Origin of the sequence: Streptomyces sp. NPDC013157, from assembly GCF_042899865.1 — a bacterium.
Classification (GTDB): Bacteria; Actinomycetota; Actinomycetes; order Streptomycetales; family Streptomycetaceae; genus Streptomyces.
The window spans coordinates 261094-277898 of record NZ_JBIBAK010000007.1; the positions used below are offsets into that span (position 1 = coordinate 261094).

The 16805-nt window shown below is 70.8% G+C and carries 12 protein-coding genes; 8 read left to right on the forward strand and 4 right to left on the reverse strand.

Going from position 1 to position 16805, the window contains the following annotated elements; translation table 11 throughout:
* Positions 1-3: 3 nt before the first annotated feature.
* The gene (locus tag ACFY6U_RS22605) at positions 4-1149 is read right to left on the reverse strand and encodes a CAP domain-containing protein (RefSeq protein WP_390040798.1); all 1146 of its coding nucleotides are present in this window, start codon (positions 1147-1149) and stop codon (positions 4-6) included.
* A 189-nt stretch (positions 1150-1338) separates the two neighbouring features.
* On the opposite strand from ACFY6U_RS22605, the gene ACFY6U_RS22610 reads away from it, so the two are divergent.
* The 4 genes from ACFY6U_RS22610 (at position 1339) to ACFY6U_RS22625 (ending at position 7929) form a co-directional block, all read left to right on the forward strand.
* Entirely contained in the window at positions 1339-1620 is a 282-nt protein-coding gene (locus ACFY6U_RS22610; RefSeq protein ID WP_351485020.1) for an acylphosphatase, read from the forward strand.
* 382 nt (positions 1621-2002) lie between these two features.
* Positions 2003-2206: a hypothetical protein gene (locus ACFY6U_RS22615; protein ID WP_390040801.1), complete on the forward strand. Its 204-nt coding sequence runs from the start codon at positions 2003-2005 to the stop codon at positions 2204-2206.
* A 263-nt stretch (positions 2207-2469) separates the two neighbouring features.
* Positions 2470-6213 carry an AAA family ATPase gene (locus ACFY6U_RS22620; RefSeq protein WP_390040803.1) on the forward strand — a complete coding sequence of 1248 codons (3744 nt, stop codon included), beginning with the start codon at positions 2470-2472 and terminating at the stop codon, positions 6211-6213.
* A 297-nt stretch (positions 6214-6510) separates the two neighbouring features.
* On the forward strand, positions 6511-7929 hold the full coding sequence (locus tag ACFY6U_RS22625) for a sugar porter family MFS transporter (RefSeq protein ID WP_390040805.1): 1419 nt from the start codon (positions 6511-6513) through the stop codon (positions 7927-7929).
* Positions 7930-8227: 298 nt separating this feature from the next.
* Here ACFY6U_RS22625 and ACFY6U_RS22630 read toward each other — a convergent pair whose 3' ends face one another.
* Both ACFY6U_RS22630 and ACFY6U_RS22635 read right to left on the reverse strand, forming a co-directional pair.
* Positions 8228-9199, reverse strand: a complete 972-nt coding sequence (locus tag ACFY6U_RS22630; RefSeq protein WP_390040807.1) for an LLM class flavin-dependent oxidoreductase — start codon at positions 9197-9199, stop codon at positions 8228-8230.
* A 61-nt stretch (positions 9200-9260) separates the two neighbouring features.
* Entirely contained in the window at positions 9261-10733 is a 1473-nt protein-coding gene (locus tag ACFY6U_RS22635; RefSeq protein WP_390040809.1) for a cytosine permease, read from the reverse strand.
* Between the two features lie 128 nt (positions 10734-10861).
* Between ACFY6U_RS22635 and ftsY the strand changes: the two genes are divergently transcribed.
* Complete coding sequence (ftsY, locus tag ACFY6U_RS22640) at positions 10862-12064, forward strand: signal recognition particle-docking protein FtsY (protein WP_351485026.1); 1203 nt, start codon at positions 10862-10864, stop codon at positions 12062-12064.
* Between the two features lie 101 nt (positions 12065-12165).
* Here the strand turns inward: ftsY and ACFY6U_RS22645 are convergent, their stop codons facing one another.
* On the reverse strand, positions 12166-12822 hold the full coding sequence (locus tag ACFY6U_RS22645; protein WP_390040811.1) for a bifunctional DNA primase/polymerase: 657 nt from the start codon (positions 12820-12822) through the stop codon (positions 12166-12168).
* A gap of 457 nt (positions 12823-13279) precedes the next feature.
* Between ACFY6U_RS22645 and ACFY6U_RS22650 the strand changes: the two genes are divergently transcribed.
* The 3 genes from ACFY6U_RS22650 to ACFY6U_RS22660 all read left to right on the forward strand — a co-directional run bounded on the left by ACFY6U_RS22650 (position 13280) and on the right by ACFY6U_RS22660 (position 16773).
* Positions 13280-14764, forward strand: coding sequence for a hypothetical protein (locus ACFY6U_RS22650; protein WP_390040813.1), 1485 nt, complete (start codon positions 13280-13282; stop codon positions 14762-14764).
* Between the two features lie 333 nt (positions 14765-15097).
* Positions 15098-16438 carry an ammonium transporter gene (locus ACFY6U_RS22655; RefSeq protein ID WP_390040815.1) on the forward strand — a complete coding sequence of 447 codons (1341 nt, stop codon included), beginning with the start codon at positions 15098-15100 and terminating at the stop codon, positions 16436-16438.
* Positions 16435-16773: a P-II family nitrogen regulator gene (locus ACFY6U_RS22660; RefSeq protein ID WP_093498850.1), complete on the forward strand. Its 339-nt coding sequence runs from the start codon at positions 16435-16437 to the stop codon at positions 16771-16773. The genes ACFY6U_RS22655 and ACFY6U_RS22660 overlap by 4 nt, the downstream gene beginning before the upstream one ends.
* The last annotated feature ends 32 nt before the right edge of the window (positions 16774-16805 follow it).

A 16805-nucleotide genomic window follows, 5' to 3' on the forward strand; every position in this document is an offset into this window, starting at 1 on the left:
TGGCTAGTAGCCGAAGTCCTGCGTCCACCACGGGCCGCCCTCGCCGAAGTGCACGCCGACCCCGAGGGTCTTGAAGTCGCAGTTCAGGATGTTGGCGCGGTGGCCCTCGCTGTTCATCCAGGCGTCCATGACGGCCTGGGCGGTGGCCTGGCCGCGGGCTATGTTCTCGCCGCCGAGGTTGGATATGCCGGCCGCCGCGGCCCGGTCCCACGGCGTCTTGCCGTCCGGGTCGGTGTGGTCGAAGAAGTTCCGCGCCGCCATGTCGTCGCTGAACGCCTCGGCCAGCTTGGTCAGCGAGGAGCTCGCGGACAGTGCGCTGCAGCCGACCTTGGCCCGCTCCTCGTTCACCAGTTTCAGCACCTCGGCCTCGACGACCGCCTCCTCGGAGGAGGTGATCGGCGCGGCGGTCTTCACCGGGGCCTTGGTGGCCGTCCTGCTCGGGGCGGCCGTCACCTTCTTGGACGGCGTGGTGGCGGGCGTCGGCTTCTCGGTCGCCGTCTTCGTCGGAGTGGCCGACGAGGAGGCGGAGGCGGAAGCCGAGGCGGAGGCGGACTTCGAGGCGGATGCCGACGGGGTCGGGGTGGTGGAGCGCTGGGTGTCACGGCTGGTCGAGGAGCCGGTGCCGCGGCTCTCGGCGCTGCCGGAGGTGCCGCCCTGCTCGGTGGCCGTGTTACTGGGTGCGCCGTCGGCCTGCACCCGCTCGCCGCCGGTCGTGCCCCTGCCGCCGCCGAGCCTGTAGTTCTCCAGGCCCGGCACCACACCGGCGGCCACTGCGACGGTGCCGATGGCGACGGCGGCGGAGACCCCGAGCAGACCCGTGGCCACGGGGCGCCCGCCCTTCTTCCGCCGCCGGTGCCCGCCGCCCGAGGGGGAGCCGCCGGCCGGGGTGAACTCCTCGGCCGGGAACTCGGCGGTGTTCATGAAGCGGGCGTAGTCGTCCTCGGTCGCGAACAGATAGGCCGAGCTGCGCGCGTTCGTGTCGGCGTACTCGTCCCGGCGCAGGTAGGCGGCCGTGCCCGTGCCGAAGCGGAGGCCCGCGTACGAGTCCTGCGGGTCGTGGCCGCCCGGGTACGAGCCGCCGTCATCCGTGACCCCCGTGGCGCGGCCCGTGGCGGCGCGGCCGGCGGCGTGGCGTCGGTGGCGTCCCATGTCCTTGCCCTCTTCCCTCGTCCTCGCGGTCGGGGTCGACCAGGGGCCGGTGTGGCCAATGACTCCCTCTGGTCGACCAGACTCACCCGATCGAGTGAGTTTCATATGAGATTCATTGGGTGGGGACGGTACCGCATGCCGCTGAGTGAGGGAGTGCCCCGAGTGACATTGGCCGGTTAGGTTGCACCCATGAGCGAGGATGTGCGACTGGTCGCCTGGGTCCGTGGACGCGTGCAGGGTGTGGGCTTCCGCTGGTTCACGCGGGCCAAGGCGCTGGAGATCGGGGGCCTGAGTGGTTTTGCTCTCAATTTGGGCGACGGTCGCGTCCAGGTGGTCGCGGAGGGCTCCCGGGCGGGCTGCGAAGGGCTGCTCGACTGGCTCCAGGGCGATGACACGCCCGGGCGTGTAGAGGGTGTCACCGAGATCTGGGACACACCCCGGGGCGGTTACGAGGGCTTCGCCATCCGCTGAGCCCGTTTCGTGAAGCGGCGCAGGCGGAAGCGGAGTGATCTGCCACCGGCATGTGCCCCGAGCGGAAACGGCCAGGTGGTTGCCAAGAACCACGGGTCGTGGCAGGCTCCGCACTTACAGATGATCGCCACGCCCCGAGGGCCCCGCGGGAGTCGCAGCGCCGCCCGCCCAGGGCCGCCCGACCACGGGTTCGCCCGCCAATACGGGGCGTGATCGTGTTGACCGTCAAACTTTTTGGTGAGACGCTGAAAGCCCCGCGCACCTTAGCTGTTTGGCATGGCGCAACAGTCGAGCAACACTCGGATGTGTCAAGCACCGCGGGTGCGATCCCTCACGACCCACACCGCTTCGGTCGGTCACTCAGTGTGGAGGACCATCCATCATGGCAAAGGCGCTTCTCGGTTACGTCGGCGGCTCCGACCCGCGACTCCTCGCCGAGATGCGACGGCTCCAGCAGCGTGTCCAGGACCTCGAATCCGAGCTCGTACGGATCCAGGCCGAGAACGACGCGCTGACGGCTGCCGCTTCTCCCGACAGGATCATGGAGAGCATCGACGCAAACCAGGCGGAGCCTGCGTTCACCTGATCGCTGCATCGCTCCACAACAGCACATGCGGCGGTTGGGCAGCCCTTTCAACCGCTTAAGTTGTCAAGATTTGCAAGGGACGCCCCGGCGTCCCTTCTTTCTTGCCCCCGACCTGCCCCGAGCCCGGCCCTTCCGGCCCTTCCAGCCCCGCGCATCCTTTCACCTTCTTTAACGTCTGGTGTGCCCTGCATGTTCATGCGCGAAACCGCGAGGTTGCGAGGGGTCGTGGAGTGCGGTAGCGGCGCCGGGTAGAGTCCCACGGCGTGCACCTCAAGGCCCTGACCCTCCGCGGGTTCAAGTCGTTCGCCTCGGCGACCACGCTCCGGTTCGAGCCGGGGATCACGTGTGTCGTCGGTCCGAACGGCTCGGGCAAGTCCAATGTCGTGGACGCGCTCACCTGGGTCATGGGCGAGCACAGCGCCAAGTCGCTGCGCGGCGGCAAGATGGAGGACGTCATCTTCGCCGGCACCACCGGGCGCCCCCCGCTGGGCCGTGCCGAGGTGTCCCTGACCATCGACAACTCCGACGGTGCGCTGCCCATCGAGTACGCCGAGGTAACCATCACGCGGATCATGTTCCGCAACGGCGGCAGCGAGTACCAGATCAACGGCGACACCTGCCGCCTCCTGGACATCCAGGAACTCCTCTCCGACTCCGGCATCGGCCGCGAGATGCACGTCATCGTCGGCCAGGGCCAGCTCGACTCCGTCCTGCACGCGGATCCCATGGGCCGCCGCGCCTTCATCGAAGAGGCGGCCGGCGTCCTCAAGCACCGCAAGCGCAAGGAGAAGGCGCTGCGCAAGCTGGACGCGATGCAGGCCAACCTCGCGCGCGTGCAGGATCTGACCGACGAACTCCGCCGCCAGCTCAAGCCCCTCGGCCGCCAGGCCGCGGTCGCCCGCCGGGCCGCCGTCATCCAGGCGGACCTCCGCGACGCCCGGCTGCGCCTGCTCGCCGACGACCTCGTACGACTCCGCAACGCACTCCAGACCGAGATCGCCGACGAGGCCGCCCTCAAGGAACGCAAGGAAGCGGCCGAGCAGGAGCTGAAGAAGGCCCTCCAGCGCGAGGCCCTCCTGGAGGACGAGGTACGGCGGCTCACCCCGCGCCTGCAGCGCGCCCAGCAGACCTGGTACGAGCTCTCCCAGCTCGCCGAGCGGGTCCGCGGCACCACCTCGCTGGCCGACGCCCGGGTGAAGAGCGCCACCTCCGCGCCTCCCGAGGAACGGCGCGGCCGCGACCCCGAGGACATGGAGCGTGAGGCCCACCGCATCCGTGAGCAGGAGGCCGAGCTGGAGGCCTCCCTGGAGGCGGCCCAGCACGCCCTGGACGACACCGTCGCCCACCGCGCCGAGCTGGAGCGCGAACTCGCCCTGGAAGAGCGGCGCCTGAAGGACGTGGCCCGCTCCATCGCCGACCGCCGCGAGAGCCTGGCCCGGCTGAACGGCCAGGTGGGCGCGGCCCGTTCCCGCGCCGCGTCCGCCCAGGCCGAGATCGACCGGCTGGCCGCCGCCCGCGACGAGGCCCAGGAACGGGCGGTCTCGGCGCAGGAGGAGTACGAGGCGCTCAAGGCGGAGGTCGACGGCCTCGACGCGGGCGACGAGGAACTCGCCGGACAGCACGACCAGGCCAAGCACCGGCTCGCCGAGGCGGAGGCGGCCCTGACCGCGGCCCGCGAGGCCGTCACGGCGGCGGAACGCAAGCGCGCCGCGACCCAGGCCCGCCACGAGGCGCTGGCACTGGGCCTGCGCCGCAAGGACGGCACGGGCATACTGCTCGGCGCCCGGGACCGCCTCACCGGCATCCTGGGCCCGGCGGCAGAACTCCTCACGGTGACCCCGGGCCACGAGGTCGCCCTGGCAGCCGCATTCGGCACCGCGGCGGACGCGATCGCGATGACCACCCCGGCTTCGGCGGCCGACGCGATCCGCCTCCTACGCAAGCAGGACGGCGGCAGAGCGGCACTGCTGCTGGCGGGGGCCCCGGAGCCCCCCCACTCTCCACCGCCGCACTCTGAAACGGCCCACCTTGAAGCGCCCCAGTCTGTGGCGCCCCAAAGGGGCGCGGGGAACGGCGCGACCAGCCACGACGCACCCGCAGCCGAAGACGCCCAAGCCGGGGCAGCGCCCCATAGGGGCGCGGGGAACGGCGCGACCAGCCACGACGCACCCGCAGCCGACCGACGACCCACCACGGCCCCCCCGTCAGGGAACTTCGCAGCAGACCTCGTCCGCGGCCCCGCCGACCTCATGCCCGCCGTACGACGCCTCCTCGCCGGCATCGTCGTCGTAGACACCCTCGAAGCCGCCGAGGACCTCGTCTACCGCCACCCCCACCTCACTGCCGTCACCGCCGAAGGCGACCTCCTCGGCGCCCACTTCGCCCACGGCGGTTCCGCCGGCGCCCCCAGCCTGCTGGAAGTCCAGGCCTCCGTGGACGAGGCCGCCGCCGAGCTGGAGGAGCTCGCCGTCCGCTGCGAGGAGCTGTCGGAAGCGCAGGAGTCGGCCCAAGCACTCCGCAAGGAGTCCGCGGCCCTCGTCGAGGAGCTGGGCGAGCGGCGCCGCGCCGCCGACCGCGAGAAGTCGGCCGTCGCCCAGCAGCTCGGCCGCCTCGCCGGACAGGCGCGCGGCGCGGCGGGCGAGGCGGAACGTTCGACGGCGGCCGCCGCCCGCGCCCAGGACTCCCTCGACAAGGCACTCGAAGAGGTCGAGATCCTCGCCGAGCGGCTCGCCGTGGCCGAGGAGATGCCCGTCGAGGAGGAGCCCGACACCTCGGCACGGGACCGCCTCGCCGCCGACGGCGCCAACGCCCGCCAGACCGAGATGGAGGCCCGGCTCCAGGTCCGTACCCACGAGGAGCGAGTCAAGGGGCTCGCCGGCCGCGCCGACTCCCTCGACCGCGCCGCCCGCGCGGAACGCGAGGCACGCGCGCGTGCGGAACAGCGCCGGGCCCGGCTGCGCCACGAGGCGGCGGTCGCCGAGGCCGTCGCCGCCGGTGCGCGGCAGCTGCTCGCGCACGTCGAGGTCTCGGTCGGCCGGGCGGAGCAGGAACGTGCCGCGGCCGAGGCCGCGAAGGCCCGCCGCGAGCAGGAGCTGACCGCCGCCCGCACCACCGGCCGCGACCTCAAGGCGGAGCTCGACAAACTCACGGATTCAGTTCACCGGGGCGAGGTACTCGGCGCCGAGAAGCGGCTGCGGATAGAGCAGCTGGAGACCAAGGCGCTGGAGGAGCTCGGTGTCGAACCGGCGGGGCTCGTCGAGGAGTACGGTCCGCACCAGCTCGTGCCGCCCTCGCCCCCCGCCGAGGGCGAGGTGCTGCCGGACGACCCCGAGCACCCGCGCAACCGGCCGAAGTCCTTCCACCGGGCCGAGCAGGAGCGCCGGCTCAAGGCGGCCGAGCGGGCCTACCAGCAGCTCGGCAAGGTCAACCCGCTGGCTCTGGAGGAGTTCGCGGCCCTCGAGGAACGGCACAAGTTCCTCAGCGAGCAGCTGGAGGACCTGAAGAAGACCCGCGCCGACCTGCTCCAGGTCGTGAAGGAGGTCGACGAGCGAGTCGAGCAGGTCTTCACGGAGGCGTACCGGGACACGGCGAGGGAGTTCGAGGGCGTCTTCAGCCGGCTCTTCCCGGGCGGCGAGGGACGGCTGATCCTCACCGACCCCGACAACATGCTCACCACGGGCGTGGACGTCGAGGCCCGCCCGCCGGGCAAGAAGGTCAAGCGGCTCTCCCTGCTGTCGGGCGGCGAACGCTCGCTGACCGCCGTCGCGATGCTGGTGTCGATCTTCAAGGCGCGCCCCAGCCCGTTCTACGTCATGGACGAGGTCGAGGCGGCCCTGGACGACACCAACCTGCAGCGGCTGATCCGCATCATGCAGGAGCTCCAGGAGTCGTCCCAGCTCATCGTGATCACGCACCAGAAGCGGACGATGGAGGTCGCCGACGCGCTGTACGGCGTCTCCATGCAGGGCGACGGTGTGTCGAAGGTCATCAGCCAGCGGCTGCGCTGACGCTGGGTCCTGGTAGACCGTTCGGGTGCGGCGCCGTTGTGGCTGGTCGCGCAGTTCCCCGCGCCTCTTTGGGGCGCGTCATCTTCCCCTCTTCTTCAAGAAGTGAACGCATCTTCATTGCGTGGTATCTGCAACTTCACATGCCACCGCCTATTGACTTCGAAACTTGAAGGCATAGTCTCTGCAACGTTGCTTTTACCTTCAGGTGTGAGCGGTGTGGAGATGCGCGCCACTCAGACCTGAGAGGGCTCACCCCCCCACCCCCGGCGGCGTTGCCGGTGGCCCGAGGAGTTTCTTGTGACCAGCACTGCGCAGGCACCCCGTTCAGGAGCCGGGACGGCTCACCCCGATCACCTCGGGCATGTCATCTTCATCGCGGCGGCGGCCGCGATGGGTGGTTTCCTCTTCGGCTACGACAGTTCCGTCATCAACGGCGCCGTCGAAGCCATCCGGACCCGTTACGACATCGGGTCCGCGGCCCTCGCCCAGGTCATCGCCATCGCCCTGATCGGCTGCGCCATCGGCGCCGCGACCGCGGGCCGCATAGCCGACCGGATCGGCCGTATCCGCTGCATGCAGATCGCGGCTGTGCTGTTCACCATCAGCGCCGTGGGCTCGGCGCTGCCCTTCGCGCTCTGGGACCTCGCCTTCTGGCGGATCATCGGCGGCTTCGCCATCGGCATGGCCTCCGTCATCGGCCCCGCCTACATCGCCGAGGTCGCCCCGCCCGCCTACCGCGGCCGCCTCGGCTCCTTCCAGCAGGCCGCGATCGTCGTCGGCATCGCCATCTCGCAGCTGGTCAACTGGGGTCTGCTGAACGCCGCCGGCGGCGACCAGCGCGGCAAGCTGATGGGCCTGGAGGCCTGGCAGGTCATGCTCGGCGTCATGGTGATCCCGGCCGTCCTGTACGGCCTGCTCTCCTTCGCGATCCCCGAGTCCCCGCGCTTCCTGCTCTCCGTCGGCAAGCGTGAGCGCGCCCGCGCGATCCTCGAAGAGGTCGAGGGCAAGAGCGTCGACCTGGACGCCCGGGTCGCCGAGATCGAGCACGCGATGAAGAGCGAGCACAAGTCCACGTTCAAGGACCTGCTCGGCGGCTCCTTCTTCTTCAAGCCGATCGTCTGGGTCGGCATCGGCCTGTCGGTCTTCCAGCAGTTCGTCGGCATCAACGTCGCGTTCTACTACTCCTCGACCCTCTGGCAGTCGGTGGGCGTCGACCCGACGGACTCGTTCTTCTACTCCTTCACGACGTCGATCATCAACATCATCGGCACCGTGATCGCGATGATCTTCGTCGACCGCGTCGGCCGCAAGCCGCTGGCACTCATCGGCTCGGTCGGCATGGTCGTCGGTCTGGCGCTGGAGGCCTGGGCGTTCTCGTACCACCTCGTCGACGGGAAGCTGCCGTCCGCGCAGGGCTGGACCGCGCTGATCGCGGCCCATATCTTCGTCCTCTTCTTCGCCCTGTCCTGGGGTGTGGTCGTCTGGGTCTTCCTCGGTGAGATGTTCCCGAACAGGATCCGCGCCGCCGCCCTGGGCGTGGCCGCCTCCGCGCAGTGGATCGCCAACTGGGCCATCACCGCGAGCTTCCCGTCGCTGGCCGACTGGAACCTCTCCAGCACCTACGTGATCTACACGGTCTTCGCGGCCCTCTCCATCCCGTTCGTCCTCAAGTACGTCAAGGAGACGAAGGGCAAGTCGCTGGAGGAGATGGGCTGAGCCCGCCCCCCGACTCGGGGAGAAGGGCCAAGTCCCCGCTGCCCCTCTCCTCGTATCCCCGCCGCCCCGCCCGGTCACTGCCCGGGCGGGGCGGCGGTTCGCTTGCGGCCGCACCGCTTCCGCCGTCCCTCGGTCCGCCCCCACCGCCGTAGAACCCGGCTTCTCGATCGGCTGCAGAACTCCTGGTCCTGAAATCCGCCGCACCAGTTCTTTCCGCCGCGACGGCGATCAGCCGCGACGGCGCGGTCCGGCGGTGCCGCAGCCTCCCGCAGCCACCCGCGGACACGCCTCGCCCCCGCTACGCCGGCAGCGCCGGAAGCACGGACTCCGCGAACAACCGCAGGCTCCGCCATCCCTCATCCACCGGCATCCCGCCCGCCAGCGGGTGCAGGACCAGGTTGTCCAGTCCCGCCGCCACACACTCGTCCGGGGTGAGGATGCGGTAGACGCCCTCCTCGCGCAGTTCGGCGACCGTGGTCGCCGCGGACCGTACCGCGGAGTGGATGTCGCCGGACTGCCAGGACGCGTACGTCCGGGCCTCGTGCAGGAAGTGTCCGCCGTAGTCCGCCCACGCCCGGTCCGGGTCCTCGGCGATGTGCAGCAGCGGCGTCTCGGCCGTGGGCATCATCGTCCAGCCCTCCGTGCCGTACTCGGTGAGCCGCTCCTTGTAGTACGCCTCCAGCTCCGGCAGATGCGCGCTGGGGAAGAACGGCAGGCCGAGGCGGGCGGCCCGGCGGGCGGCGGCCTTGGAGGAGCCGCCGACCAGGAGCAGGGGGTGGGGGTCGGTGAGCGGGCGGGGGGTGACCCGTACCGTACGGCCCCGGTACTCGAACTCCTCCCCGGTCCACGCCCTCAGCAGTGTCTCCAGCAGCTCGTCCTGCAGCCGGCCCCGCCGCTTCCAGTCCACGTCGAACAGGGCGTACTCCTCGGGCCGGTAGCCGATCCCGGCAACCGTCACCAGCCGGCCCCCGCTGAGCAGGTCGAGGACCGCGATGTCCTCCGCCAGCCGCAGCGGGTCGTGCAGCGGGCCGATCACCGCCGACACGGTCACCGCGATGGTCCGGGTCGCCCCGAACACCGCGCCCGCGAAGGCGAACGGCGACGGCAGCCAGTTGTTGTCGACGCCGTGGTGCTCCTCGGTCTGCACGGTGGTGACCCCGTGCTCGTCGGCGTACGCGGCCATGTCGAGGGCCGCTCGGTACCGGGCGCCCAGCGCGGCCGGGGAGGCGCCGGGCTCGACGAGGTTGAAGCGGACGACCGAGACGGGCATGGGAGTTCCCCTTCACCTTGGCTGGCCGGGCGGGTGTGCGGGGACATTAGCTGACGATGCGTCAGACGGCCAGGGGCGCGGGCTTCCCGGCCGTCGCCGGCACCACCGCAGGCTTCGGCAGCACCGCGTACAGCAGGCCCGAGACGGCGATCGTCGCGATCCAGCCGAGGCCGTAGCGGCCGACGGGGTTGTTCGTGGCGAGCGGGCCGGTGAACCAGTCGCACGTGGTGAAGACCAGGCCGGCCGCCAGGCCGAGCGCCCAGGCCGCGACGGCGGCGGGGGAGAAGCCCGCCCGGTACCAGTAGGCGCTGGTGCGCGTGGTGTCGAGGAGGGCCGTGGCGTCGTACGCGCGCCGCCGGAACATGTCGGTCCCGAAGACGCCCACCCACGCCGAGAACGCCACCGCCAGCAGCGACAGGAAGGCGATGAAGGAGGCCATGAACGAGGTCGCCGCCAGCATCAGCACCGCCCCGAGGACCAGCGAGATGACCGCGTTGACGGAGACCGCCCAGTGCCGGGGGATCCGGAAGCCGAGCGTCTGCGCGGTGAAGCCCGCCGAGTACATCGACATCGCGTTGATCAGCAGCATCCCGACCAGCGCGACGAGGAGATAGGGGACCGCCAGCCAGAGGGGCAGGATGTCGCCGAGGAAGGAGACCGGGTCGGCCGCCCTGGCGAGCCCCGGGGTGGCGGACGCCGTCACCGCGCCCATCAGGACCAGGGGGAGTACGACGATCCCGGCACCGCCGACCGTGCTGCCGACGATCGCCGCCGAGGACGCCGTACCCGGCAGGTACCGCGTGAAGTCCGGCGCGGCCGGTGCCCAGCTCATCCCGCCCGCCGCGATCAGCCCGGCCCCGGTGACCATCGCGGCCGCGGAGCCGGCGGGCTGCCCGAACACCCTGGCCCAGTCCGCCGCCGCGACCAGGCGGCCGACGACCAGCAGCGAGAAGGCGCCGAACAGCCAGGTCGCCCACCGGTTGCAGGACCGCACCGCCCTGATGCCCATGCCCGAGATCGCGAACGTGGTGATCACGAAGAGCAGGAGGGTGGCGATGATCAGGGCGGTGTTGCTCCCGATCCCGAACAGGATGTCGAGGACGGTCAGCAACGCGTAGGCGCCGGTCACCGCGTTGATCGTCTCCCAGCCCCAGCGCGCCACCCAGATCAGCGCGCCGGGGAGCAGGTTGCCGCGCTGGCCGAAGACCGCCCGGGAGAGGGCCATGCCCGGTGCGCCGCCGCGCTTGCCCGCGATGCCGATCAGCCCGACCAGGCCGTACGACACGATCGGCGCCGCGATGCCGACCACCAGGGACTGCCAGAAGTTCAGCCCGAACGACACCGCGAGGCCGGCGCCCACGGTCACCAGCAGGACGGTGATGTTCGCGGCGATCCAGGTGGGGAGCAGCCCGCGGGGTGTGCCGGTGCGCTCGGAGTCCGGGACCGGTTCGATGCCCCGGGTTTCGAGGCCGTGGTGCTCCAGCGACTCTTCGAGATGTTCGAGCGCGCCATCGTGGTCGGCGGTGGTGCCCATAGGCAGTCATCGTACGTTAGCCCGACTAATGCCCCCAAAGAGGACATCCGGATTCGGAGGATCATCCAGAAACTCCCGCGCGAGGGAGCAAAGTCGGCCGCGGGCGAGGGATGGATACTGGTCGGGTTATGGAAACCGTCATCCTTGCTGTAGTCATCGCCGTAGTCGTGCTCGGCGCGCTCGGCGGGCTCGTGATCGGCAGCCGGCGCAAGAAGCCGCTGCCCCCGCCGCCCCCCGCCGCGCCCGACATCACCGCACCCCCGGCCGAGCCGCACGTCGGCGACGAGGCCGAGACGCCGCGCGACGAACCGCGCCGGACGATAGAGGAGGTCGACCTTCCCGACGGTTCGGCTCCGGTCGCCGTCGAGGAGCCTCCCGCGGTCGAAGCGCCCGAGATCGAGATCCCCGAGCCCACCGCCGGCCGGCTGGTCCGGCTGCGCGCCCGGCTCTCCCGGTCGCAGACCGCCCTCGGCAAGGGGCTGCTCACGCTGCTCTCGCGCGAGCACCTCGACGACGAGACCTGGGAGGAGATCGAGGACACCCTGCTCACCGCCGACGTCGGCGTGCAGCCCACCACCGAGCTGGTCGACCGGCTGCGCGAGCGCGTCCGGGTGCTCGGCACCCGCACCCCCGACGAGCTGCGCGGCCTGCTCCGCGAGGAGCTGCTCACGCTGGTCGGCACCGACGTCGACCGCGAGGTGAAGACCGAGCCCGCGGACCGCAAGCCGGGCATCGTGATGGTCGTCGGCGTCAACGGCACCGGCAAGACCACCACCACCGGCAAGCTCGCGCGCGTCCTCGTCGCCGACGGCCGTACGGTCGTGCTCGGCGCCGCCGACACCTTCCGGGCCGCCGCCGCCGACCAGCTCCAGACCTGGGGCGAGCGGGTGGGCGCCCACACCGTGCGCGGCCCGGAGGCCGGTGACCCCGCCTCCGTCGCCTTCGACGCGGTGAAGGAGGGCAAGGAGATGGGCGTCGACGTGGTGCTCATCGACACCGCCGGGCGGCTGCACACCAAGACCGGCCTCATGGACGAGCTCGGCAAGGTCAAGCGCGTCGTCGAGAAGCACGCCCCGCTGGACGAGGTGCTGCTCGTCCTCGACGCCACCACCGGGCAGAACGGTCTCGTCCAGGCCCGGGTCTTCGCCGAGGTCGTCGACATCACCGGCATCGTCCTCACCAAGCTGGACGGCACCGCCAAGGGCGGCATCGTGATCGCGGTCCAGCGCGAACTGGGCGTCCCCGTCAAGCTCATCGGCCTGGGCGAGGGCGCGGACGACCTGGCACCGTTCGAGCCGGAAGCGTTCGTGGATGCCCTTATCGGTGACTGACGGTAGTAAATTTACTACCCGCCGGCGTGAGAAGCGCCCGATCCCCAGGACGCAGTCGGGGACGGGCGCTTCGGCGTATCAGCCGCACGGGACCCCTGCGGCTACGCCCGCGACCGGTGCGCCACGTAGGCCAGCGTCCCCAGCAGCAGCCTCGCCGCCGGGGGCCTCGTCGCCGAGTCCAGGGCCGGCGGGCGCAGCCAGCGCACCGGGCCCAGGCCGCCCCGGTCGGACGGCGGAGCGGTGATGTAGGTACCCGTGCCGAGGCCGCGCAGGTCCAGGGAGGTCGGGTCGTCCCAGCCCATGCGGTAGAGCAGTTCCGGGAGTTCGGCAGCGGCGCCGGGGGCGACGAGGAAGTGGGCGCGGCCGTCCGGGGTGACGGTGACCGGGCCGAGCGGGAGGCCCATCCGCTCCAGGCGGACCAGGGCACGGCGCCCGGCGGGTCCGGCGACCTCGATCACGTCGAACGCGCGGCCGACCGGCAGCATCACCGCCGCGCCCGGGAACTCGCCCCAGGCCTTGGTGACCTCGTCGAGGGTGGCGCCCGCGGACACCTGGGGCGCGAAGTCCAGCGGATGCGCTCCCGGTGCGGGGCAGCCGGAGTGCCCGCAGGAGCACGCGCCGGCCGCGGCCCGGGCGCCGGGCACCACGTCCCAGCCCCACAGTCCGGTGAACTCGGCGACGGCGGTGCAGTCCGATGAACGACCGCGCCGGCGCGTACCGGAGCGGATCTCGCGAATGCCGCCGATCGTGAAGCCCATGCCCCCTCCAACGGGTCCGGCGCGCCGGTGGTTACGACACGGAACGAGACGGAAACGGAACGTGACGCTACGGCTCCGCCTTCCCTCCGGCCCGCAAGGTCACGGCAGCGCTCTGAAGCTCCCCGGGTGGTGCACCTGGGGATGTGCGCCCCTGAGTGCACCGCTCCGCCTACTCCCGGCCGTCCTATGTCAAGTGAATCGCGCCAAGGGCATCGTGAGTTCATTCGAAGGGGTGGCGAATGGTGGCGTTTCCGGGATCGCCGTGGCTGGAGCAGTGATCGTAGGATTACTTTGAGTGCACGAGGCCTGGGGGCACTTGCACTCGTGGGTATGCCGGAGGCAACTCGGCATCCCGTTCGAAGGGTGAGAACTACCGGACGGGCGGCCGTATTTACCGGCATTCTGATAGGGCTTGGCGCATCCGGCATCAAGTGGTCTCAGGGATGGGGGCGTTCCAGTGGGCGGCAACGGCGGAAGCGGGGCGACCGCGACCAGTACCGACAAGCGCCCCAACGAGCTGCTCAACTCGTGGTTCGTGCGCAGCGGCTGGTCGAAGGGCGAGCTGGCGCGGCAAGTGAACCGCAGAGCACGCCAGTTGGGCGCCAACCACATCTCCACGGACACGTCCAGGGTGCGTCGCTGGCTCGACGGGGAGAACCCGCGCGAGCCGATCCCCCGGATCCTCTCCGAGCTGTTCTCCGAGCGGTTCGGCTGTGTCGTCTCGGTCGAGGACCTCGGGCTGCGGGCCGCCCGCCAGTCACCCTCCGCGACCGGCGTCGACCTCCCCTGGACGGGCCCGCAGACGGTGGCCCTGCTCAGCGAGTTCTCGCGCAGCGACCTGATGCTGGCGCGGCGCGGCTTCCTCGGAACCTCGCTGGCGCTGTCGGCGGGCCCGTCCCTCATCGAGCCCATGCAGCGCTGGCTGGTCCCCTCTCCGGGCGGCCCGCAGCAGGGCCCCGAGCCGTCCGCCGACCCCCGCCGCCCCGGCCGCATCTCCAAGCCCGAGCTGGCCCTCCTGGAGTCCACCACGGAGATGTTCCGCCAGTGGGACGCCCAGTGCGGCGGCGGTCTGCGCCGCAAGGCGGTCGTCGGCCAGCTGCACGAGGTCACCGACCTGCTCCAGGAACCCCAGCCCGAGGCCACCGCCCGCAAGCTCTTCAAGGTCGCCGCCGAACTCGCCGAGCTCGCCGGCTGGATGTCGTACGACGTCGGCCTCCAGCCCACCGCCCAGAAGTACTTCGTGCTCGCCCTGCACGCGGCCAAGGAGGCCGGCGACAAGCCGCTCGGCTCGTACATCCTCTCCAGCATGAGCCGCCAGATGATCCACCTCGGCCGGCCCGACGACGCCCTGGAGCTGATCCACCTCGCCCAGTACGGGAGCCGGGACTGCGCGAGCCCGCGCACCCAGTCGATGCTGTATGCGATGGAGGCCCGCGCCTACGCCAACATGGGCCAGCCCGGCAAGTGCAAGCGGGCCGTCCGGATGGCCGAGGACACCTTCGCCGAGGCCGACGAGTGGGACGAGCCCGACCCCGACTGGATCCGCTTCTTCTCCGAGGCCGAGCTCTACGGCGAGAACAGCCACTCCTTCCGCGACCTCGCCTATGTCGCCGGACGCAGCCCCACCTACGCCTCGCTGGCCGAGCCGCTGATGCAGAAGGCCGTGGAGCTGTTCGCGAAGGACTCCGAGCACCAGCGGTCGTACGCGCTCAACCTCATCGGGATGGCCACCGTGCACCTGCTGCGCGGCGAGCCCGAGCAGAGCACGGTTCTGGCCTCCGAGGCGATGGGCATCGCCAAGAAGGTGCGCTCCGAGCGGGTGAACACTCGTATTCGAAAGACGGTCGACTCGGCCGTCCGTGACCACGGCGACCTCGCGGCCGTCGTCGACCTCACCGAACAGCTCGCCGTCGACCTCCCGGAGACCGCCGAGGCGGTCTGAACCCCGGCACTTCCCAGACCCCGGCCGCGGCCGGCCCTCCCGAACTGTCCGACTCGGCTCCCCCACGCCAGGTCATCGGAAGGCCGGCCGCGGCCGGCTTCTTTATCCTCCGAGAGAAGGTTGCGCCACGATAACGATCGCGCAGCCGGACATCTCGCAATTCATCTACCCGTAACACGCCAGGCGCCTTCGTCACTCCGGCGAAACAACGAGGGGCAACGACCGAAACCGCGCTGCGCCAATCTCATGGCGCATAACCGGCCCACCCCCCGCTTCACCGGACCGCTCACGCTCCGACCCGCACGGGGCCGTACAACCGACGAGGAGACGCCGATGGCATCAGCCGCCATCACGCTTGCCGCGGAGGCACCCAAGCTGTCCTCCGCGAACACGGGCTTCATGCTCATCTGCTCCGCCCTGGTGCTGCTCATGACGCCGGGTCTCGCCTTCTTCTACGGAGGCATGGTCCGCGTCAAGAGCACCCTGAACATGCTGATGATGAGCTTCGTCAGCATCGGGATCGTCACCATCCTGTGGGTGCTCTACGGCTTCTCCCTGGCCTTCGGCTCCAGCAACGGCTTCATCGGCTACGACTCCCACTGGCTGGGCATGAGCAACGTCGGGCTGACGGAGCTCTGGCCCGGCTACACGATCCCGGTCTTCGTGTTCATGGTCTTCCAGATGATGTTCGCGGTCATCACCCCGGCCCTGATAAGCGGTGCCATCGCCGACCGCGTCAAGTTCTCGGCCTGGGCGCTCTTCGTCGCCCTGTGGCTGACGGTCGTCTACGTCCCGGTCGCCCACTGGGTCTGGGGCGCCGACGGCTGGGCCTACAAGCTCGGCGTGATCGACTTCGCCGGTGGTACCGCGGTCCACATCAACGCCGGTGCCGGCGCCCTCGGCGTCATCCTGGTCATCGGCAAGCGCGTCGGCTTCAAGAAGGACCCGATGCGCCCGCACAGCCTCCCGCTGGTCATGCTCGGCGCCGGTCTGCTGTGGTTCGGCTGGTTCGGCTTCAACGCCGGCTCCTGGCTCGGCAACGACGACGGCGTCGGCGCGCTGATGTTCGTCAACACGCAGGTCGCCACCGCCGCCGCCATGCTCGCCTGGCTCGCCTACGAGAAGATCCGGCACGGCGCGTTCACCACCCTGGGCGCCGCCTCCGGCGCGGTCGCCGGTCTGGTCGCCATCACCCCGTCCGGTGGTGCGGTCTCCCCGCTCGGCGCGATCGCCGTCGGCGCCATCGCCGGTGTCGCCTGCGCCGCCGCCGTCGGCCTGAAGTTCAAGTTCGGCTACGACGACTCCCTGGACGTCGTCGGCGTCCACATGGTCGGCGGCATCATCGGCTCCCTGCTCATCGGCTTCTTCGCCACCGGCAAGGGCCAGTCCACCGCGACCGGCGTCTTCTACGGCGACCACTCCTTCACCCAGCTGTGGAAGCAGTTCGCCGGTGTCGGCGCGGTCCTCGGCTACTCCCTGGTCGCCTCCGCGGTCCTCGCCTTCCTCCTCGACAAGACCCTCGGCATGCGGGTCAGCGAGGACGAGGAGGTGTCCGGCATCGACCAGGCCGAGCACGCCGAGACTGCATACGACTTCAGCGGCACGGGCGGCGGTGTCATCGGCGCGGTCTCCGCCGCGGCGCTGGCCGGCACGAGCAAGAAGGTGGACGCATGAAGCTCATCACCGCCGTCGTGAAGCCCCACCGGCTCGACGAGATCAAGGAGGCCCTGCAGGCCTTCGGCGTCCACGGCCTCACGGTCACGGAGGCCAGCGGCTACGGTCGGCAGCGCGGCCACACCGAGGTCTACCGTGGTGCCGAGTACACGGTCGACCTGGTGCCCAAGATCCGCATCGAGGTGCTGGCCGAGGACGAGGACGCCGAGCAGTTGATCGACGTCATCGTCAAGGCCGCCCGCACCGGCAAGATCGGTGACGGCAAGGTCTGGTCGCTCCCGGTCGAGACCGCCGTACGGGTCCGCACCGGCGAGCGCGGACCGGACGCACTGTAGAACAGAACCATCTGAATACAGGCAGGAGTCGC

Coding starts and splice junctions, on each gene's coding strand:
- ACFY6U_RS22605 (WP_390040798.1), bottom strand. CDS start 1,149: ATGGGACGCCACCGACGCCACGCCGCCGGCCGCGCCGCCACGGGCCGC.
- ACFY6U_RS22610 (WP_351485020.1), top strand. CDS start 1,339: ATGAGCGAGGATGTGCGACTGGTCGCCTGGGTCCGTGGACGCGTGCAG.
- ACFY6U_RS22615 (WP_390040801.1), top strand. CDS start 2,003: ATGGCAAAGGCGCTTCTCGGTTACGTCGGCGGCTCCGACCCGCGACTC.
- ACFY6U_RS22630 (WP_390040807.1), bottom strand. CDS start 9,199: ATGCCCGTCTCGGTCGTCCGCTTCAACCTCGTCGAGCCCGGCGCCTCC.
- ACFY6U_RS22635 (WP_390040809.1), bottom strand. CDS start 10,733: ATGGGCACCACCGCCGACCACGATGGCGCGCTCGAACATCTCGAAGAG.
- ftsY (WP_351485026.1), top strand. CDS start 10,862: ATGGAAACCGTCATCCTTGCTGTAGTCATCGCCGTAGTCGTGCTCGGC.
- ACFY6U_RS22645 (WP_390040811.1), bottom strand. CDS start 12,822: ATGGGCTTCACGATCGGCGGCATTCGCGAGATCCGCTCCGGTACGCGC.
- ACFY6U_RS22655 (WP_390040815.1), top strand. CDS start 15,098: ATGGCATCAGCCGCCATCACGCTTGCCGCGGAGGCACCCAAGCTGTCC.
- ACFY6U_RS22660 (WP_093498850.1), top strand. CDS start 16,435: ATGAAGCTCATCACCGCCGTCGTGAAGCCCCACCGGCTCGACGAGATC.